4 protein-coding genes are annotated in these 6,186 nt (G+C 35.1%); all 4 read left to right on the forward strand.

Going from position 1 to position 6,186, the window contains the following annotated elements:
* On the forward strand, positions 1 to 3,111 hold a 3,111-nt coding region (locus tag PK35_RS16875), incomplete at its 5' end, for a SusC/RagA family TonB-linked outer membrane protein (RefSeq protein WP_044627763.1).
* A 14-nt stretch (positions 3,112 to 3,125) separates the two neighbouring features.
* The gene (locus PK35_RS16880) at positions 3,126 to 4,583 is read left to right on the forward strand and encodes a SusD/RagB family nutrient-binding outer membrane lipoprotein (protein WP_044627764.1); all 1,458 of its coding nucleotides are present in this window, start codon (positions 3,126 to 3,128) and stop codon (positions 4,581 to 4,583) included.
* A 14-nt stretch (positions 4,584 to 4,597) separates the two neighbouring features.
* Entirely contained in the window at positions 4,598 to 5,335 is a 738-nt protein-coding gene (locus tag PK35_RS16885; RefSeq protein ID WP_044627765.1) for a BT_2262 family domain-containing protein, read from the forward strand.
* Between the two features lie 51 nt (positions 5,336 to 5,386).
* Positions 5,387 to 5,881, forward strand: a complete 495-nt coding sequence (locus PK35_RS16890; RefSeq protein ID WP_044627766.1) for a lipid-binding protein — start codon at positions 5,387 to 5,389, stop codon at positions 5,879 to 5,881.
* Positions 5,882 to 6,186: the final 305 nt, after the last annotated feature.

A 6,186-nucleotide genomic window follows, 5' to 3' on the forward strand; every position in this document is an offset into this window, starting at 1 on the left:
GGAGCAACTGTCTTAGTTAAAGGTACCTCTTCAGGTACATCTTCAGATTTCGATGGTAAATATGCTATTAAAGCAAGTACAGGAGATATCCTTGTATTTAGTTTTGTTGGTTATACAACCAAAGAAATCGCTGTAGCTGCCTCTAGCACAATTAACGTTACATTATCGGAAGATGCAGCAGCTTTAGAAGAGGTTGTTGTAACTGCTTTTGGTAACAACGACAGAAATGCAAGAGAAGTTGTTTATGCCAATCAAGTGGTAAAATCAGAAGATTTACTTTCAACCCCAAACAAAAATGCTTTAGAAGCATTAAGAGGTAAAACAGCAGGGGTTAGGTTATCTACTGGTTCTGGTTCTGTTGGTGCTTCTACGAGAATTGTACTTAGAGGAGAAGGTTCTCTTACAGGTAACAATAACGCATTAATAGTTGTAGATGGAGTTGCAATTGATAATACCGCTACTTCTGGTGGCGCAGGAGCTTCAACAACTGGTTACTCCGATTTCGGAAACAGATTTAATGACATTAACCCAGACGACATTGAATCTGTAACTATCCTAAAAGGCCCTTCAGCAACATCTTTATATGGTTCTAGAGGTGCTTCAGGTGTTGTTTTAGTTACAACTAAAAGTGGCAAGGGAAACAAAATGAAAGTTAGCTACAATGGTTCTAGTTCTATGGAAACTGCAATTGTACTTTTGCAACGTCAAAGTAAATTTGGCCAAGGTTATGATAACTCACATTTAGACTCTGGAGAGAACTGGTCATGGGGACCTGCATTTGATGGTGTAGTAAGACCTTGGACTAGCCCAATTGACTCAGATGGTGATGGTGCATTAGAAGCCTTAACAAGACCCTACAGCGCAGTACAAAATCAACTTCAAGATTTCTTCAATACTGGTTACACCGTTACAAATAGCCTTAATTTTTCTGGCACAAACGACGGATTCTCATACTTTGCCTCTTACGGTAACACAGATCAAACGGGTACACTTGACAATACTTACTACAAAAGAAATAACCTTACTTTTAAAGCTTCTGCTCAATTAAGTCCTAAATTACGCTCAGACTTTAAAGTTAGTTATGCCAACGTAAAGCAAAATACCGCTCAAGAAGGTTCTCGTGCTTTTGAAGGTAATAACGCTTATGCTATGGCCATTCAAAGCCCTGTAAACATCCCCTTTAATGAATTAAGAGATTACACAAGTCCTTTTCACGACATTAATGGTTATTGGGGATCTTATTCTTCTGTAAATCCTTATTATATCTTAAATGAATATGGAAATGAAGCTAACATTGATAACATCATAGGAAACGCATCTTTAACATATAATTTTCTAGATAACTTATCTATTACTGGTCGTTTTGGTGGCAACCTTGTGAACACACAAACTGATGTTTGGACACCAACTTTTACACCTGCAGAACAATTAGTTTGGACTGATGATTTAGGAATAGCAACACGTAATACTAAGCACAGCTCTTTAGGTGAATATATTAACTACAATAGTAAAGTAGAAAACCTAGATGCAACTATTATGGCTAACTACAATACGAGTTTAAGCGATGATTTTGAATTAACAGTTGCAGGAGGTTACAACTTTTTCCAAAGAACTACAGAATCTATAACAGGAACCTCTGTTGGAGGTTTAGTGGTTCCAGGAGTATACAACTTATCTAACAGTGCACAAACACCAACATCTAGTATGCGTAGAACAAAATACCGTATTTATGGTGTTTTAGGTAACGCAACTATTGGGTATAAAAACGCAGCATTTTTAGAATTATCTGCAAGAAACGATTGGTCTTCAACACTTCCTGCTGAAAATAATTCTTTCTTCTATGGTGCAGTTGGTGGTTCTGTAATTTTTACAGATTTATTAAATATTAAAAACGACGTTTTAAATTACGGTAAATTAAGAGGTAGTTACGGTACCTCTGGTAAAGATGCTGATCTTTATTTATTAAACTCTTATTTTGTTGGAAACCCGCAAATTATAGAATTGGGAGATTACGATTTATTCTTCCCTAAAAATGGTGTACCTGGTTTTTCAATAGGAAACACCATTGGAAACCCAACACTTAAACCTGAGCTAACGACAACTTATGAAGTTGGTGCAGATTTAGGTTTCTTTGGAAACAAGGTTAATGTAGAGTATACCTATTACCATTCTATCCATGACGACCAAATAGTAACCATTAGTTTACCAAGATCGACTGGATATACACAAACAGTAAGTAACATTGGTCGAATGGAAAATAAAGGCCACGAACTTACTTTATCTTTATCTCCACTTAAGGGTGTAGTTGATGGCTTAGACTTCGAGTTATTTGGCACTTATACTAAGAACGAAAATGAAGTAATAAAAATTACAGATGATATTGATGAGTTAACGGTTGGAACATTTGGTTTTGCAGCGGGTACTACAGTATCTATTGTTGCCAAAGAAGGTTTACCTTTTGGAACTTTTAAAGGTAACGACTTTAAAACAAACGAAAATGGTGAAGTAATTGTTGATGCTAATACAGGCTATCCTGTTTACACAGATGAAGACGTATACCTAGGTTCTTATCAACCAGATTATTTATTAAGCTTTGGAGCTAATGCAAAATACAAAGGTTTTGGCTTAAGAGTATTATTTGATAAAAAGCAGGGTGGTAAATTTGCCTCTCAAACCAAATATAACACAAACTTTAACGGTACAAACGTTAATACTGCTATTTACAACAGAGAACCATTTATTTTCCCTAATTCGGTTATCGACAACGGAGATGGAACATTCTCTGAAAATACAAATCAAATAACAGAGCAAAATTATTTCACCGATTACGACCCTCCAGTTTCAACGCAACTTATAGATGCAAGTTACTTAAAACTAAGAGAGGTTGAATTAAGTTATAGTTTCCCAAAAAGTTTTACAGACAACACGTTCTTATCTAGTGCTAGAATTGCTTTGTACGGTAAAAACCTTTGGTACTGGTTACCAGACGAAAATAAATATGCCGATCCGGAAGTAAACGGACCTGCATTAACTGGTAATGCACAAGGTATTGAAACGACTCAAACTCCTTCTTCAAGAAGTTTAGGACTTAACTTACAATTATCATTTTAATAAAAAATAATACGATGAAGAACAAATTAAATATATTTCTAATTCTGTTATTAACACTTAACTTTTCATGTAATGATAGTTTAGAAGAAGTTAATATAGACCCCAATACATTCCCTTCTGCTGGCGATGCTCAAGTACTAAGTGCAGCTATAGGCTTTATGGGATATATAGTAGAAACTGATTTAAATTACAGCGAGTCATTCGTTTGGAGCCAATATTACACTTGGGGTATTGGAGTTTCAATTGGTAATGAAGAACGCTATGTATCTAATGCAGCAGATTTTAATGGATACTGGCAACGTGCCTATGCAAACTCATTAGCTGATTTAAATTATATTTCAAAAAATAGTACATCAGCAGCTTATAGAGGTATCGCAAATGTTTTAAAAGCATATTTATTTCAAGGTTTAGTAGACCACTTTGGAGACATTCCTTTTACAGAAGCTGTCTCAGGAGCTATTGAAGATGGTTCTATTTTAACTCCAAATTACGACTCTGCTGAAACAGTAATTTACCCTGATTTAATAACTATGCTAGACAATGCTATTGCTGATTTAGACGTTGCAGAAACTGGTTTAGTTGGTGATGACGACTTCATTTATGAAGGTAATTTAACTAAGTGGACAAAATTCGCAAACTCATTAAAATTACGTATATTAATGAGAACTTCTGAAGTAAGCCCGCAAAGTTCTGCTGTTCAAACATTAATAGCAAATGGTATTTTTATTGAATCAGTTAGTGATATGCCTTTTATTCCTTTCTCTGGCGCAACAGGAGATCAAAACCCAATGTTTGCTAGAGCAGAATTTGGTGTAGGTATGTTTTACTTTGCTAGTAACGCAACACTTAACGTACTACAAGATTTAAATGACCCAAGAGACGAAGTATTTTATACCTTGGCAACCACAGGTGACTTTGAAGGTAACTTACATGGTATAGACCAAGGAACTGTTGATGATGAAGACTTCACAAATCCTTCTTCACATTATAGTTTAGCATCTACTTATGCTTATGGAGATTCTAAACCTGTAATTTTAATGAGTCCTTGGGAAGTGTGGTTTTTGAGAGCTGAAGCTGCTGCTCGTTATGGTACTGCAGACGACGAAGCCACTGCTTTTGAAACAGCCGTAACATCAAACTTTAGCTATTTAGGGTTAGACGGCTCATCTTACGTTGGTACATTAGGTTACTCAACTTCAAATCCTCTAGACACTAAATTAGATTTAATTGGAGTTCAAAAATGGATTTCTTTAAATGGCACTCAAGAAGATGAAGGATGGATAGAAGCTAGACGCTTTGATCGACCAGCAAGTAGAATATTTACTGATGGAATTTGGCAAACACCACCTTTATCTGTATTACCAGCTGGGGAATTTCCTTCTGCTTGGTTATATCCTGAAAGCGAAAGAAGTTTAAACCCAAATGCACCGGCTCAACGAACAATTACCGATAATATATTTTGGGATAATTAATAAAAAAAGTAAACATGAAAAATTATAAATTAATATTATTTGCGTTTTCAATCTTAGGATTGATTACAACCAGTTGTAACCCTAGTGTGGAAGCTCCTGGTGCCGAAGACCAATCGGAAGTAACATTCCTTCCCAAAATCATTTTAGAAGGAGATACTAGTATTGAGCTTGACTGTGATGCATCATCATATTCCGATCCTGGTGCAGTTGCTGAAGTTGCAGGGCAAGAAATAGAACTTAACACAGCAGTTGCAGGAACTTATTACGGAGGCAGTTCGGTAGATGGAGTAGATATTTACAGTGTATCTTACTCTGCATTTAATGATGATGGCATACCTGCTACAGCATTTCGTAAAATAACTTGGCCTCCTTGTAGTGGCGATTTCGTAACAAGTATTGCTGGTGTTTACACTTGTGCTATGACAAGAACCCCAGGATATTCGACAGAAGATATTGGCCCTATCTTGATTAAAGATTTAGGAGATAACGTTTTTGCTATTTCTGACGCAATAGGAGGATGGTACGAACATGAATATGGGTATGGTCCTGATTATGCAGCTTTAGGAATGACAGTAACAGCTAACAACATTGCCACTAACGATTTCACTTATGATGATGTAATTGGAGTTGGGGCTTTTGGAGGTAGCTTAAACATGACATCATTTTCCGTAGATCCAGCCACAAAAACTATTACATATTCTGTTAGTTGGACTTTTGGCTATGTTTGGGACATCGTGTTAACTCAAATGTAATACAAATAGTCGCGTAGCGCTTAATAAATATCTAATAAAAACAAAAAACACATGAAATATAATATATTAAAAAAATTAGGCTTCTTAGTTTTAAGTTTTGCCTTAGTAACAACTTTCGCTTCATGTGAAAGAACCGAATCTGTTCCTGATGCAAGTGATATAAAAATTGAAGATATTACTGGAGGTTGGATTGTTGATGTTACTAGAAATGGTGTTTCTAATGGAACTATTCACATAAGTACTTATAATACATCTGCAAACGAAACTACTGCAATGTGGCTTGACGATGAAGAACATTCATGGGGATTAAAAACTAAAGTAAATTTAAATTTTGACGCTTTAACTTTTTCTTCAACAGATTCTGCCGAATTATATTACGATGTAACAGTAACCGTAAGCGACGGTATTATTACCAAGAATGGAGCAACAGCTCCTAGTGGTGCTACTGTTGATGCAATATCATTCTCTGTAGTCTTCTCAGATATTCCTAACGATGTATGGGAATACACAGGATATAAAGCAACAGGAATGATAGGAGATAATTAATACAACTTATTTTCTAAAAAAAACTGTCTCATCATTATGAGGCAGTTTTTTTTTCATTAATCACAACTATACTTAACTTATAACATAATAATTAAATAATCTGTAAAAAGCACTATCATAATTATTAAGAATGCAGTCAAGACTTTTATATGTAAACCAAAACTAAGTATTTGCTATAAATTTAACATGCTATTAGTTATTTTGGAGCTGTTTTTTAACCGCAAAACTAATTTTAACGAATTTTTGTTGCTTTATTAACTATTTATTAAGATTTTTGGAATTGACTAATTCAAATAATTATAAAA

The organism is Neotamlana nanhaiensis, assembly GCF_000943555.1.
Lineage (GTDB): Bacteria > Bacteroidota > Bacteroidia > Flavobacteriales > Flavobacteriaceae > Neotamlana > Neotamlana nanhaiensis.

What these genes read in the sequence shown, in the direction of transcription:
- PK35_RS16880 (WP_044627764.1), top strand. Translation starts at nt 3,126, where the DNA reads ATGAAGAACAAATTAAATATATTTCTAATTCTGTTATTAACACTTAAC.
- PK35_RS16885 (WP_044627765.1), top strand. Translation starts at nt 4,598, where the DNA reads ATGAAAAATTATAAATTAATATTATTTGCGTTTTCAATCTTAGGATTG.
- PK35_RS16890 (WP_044627766.1), top strand. Translation starts at nt 5,387, where the DNA reads ATGAAATATAATATATTAAAAAAATTAGGCTTCTTAGTTTTAAGTTTT.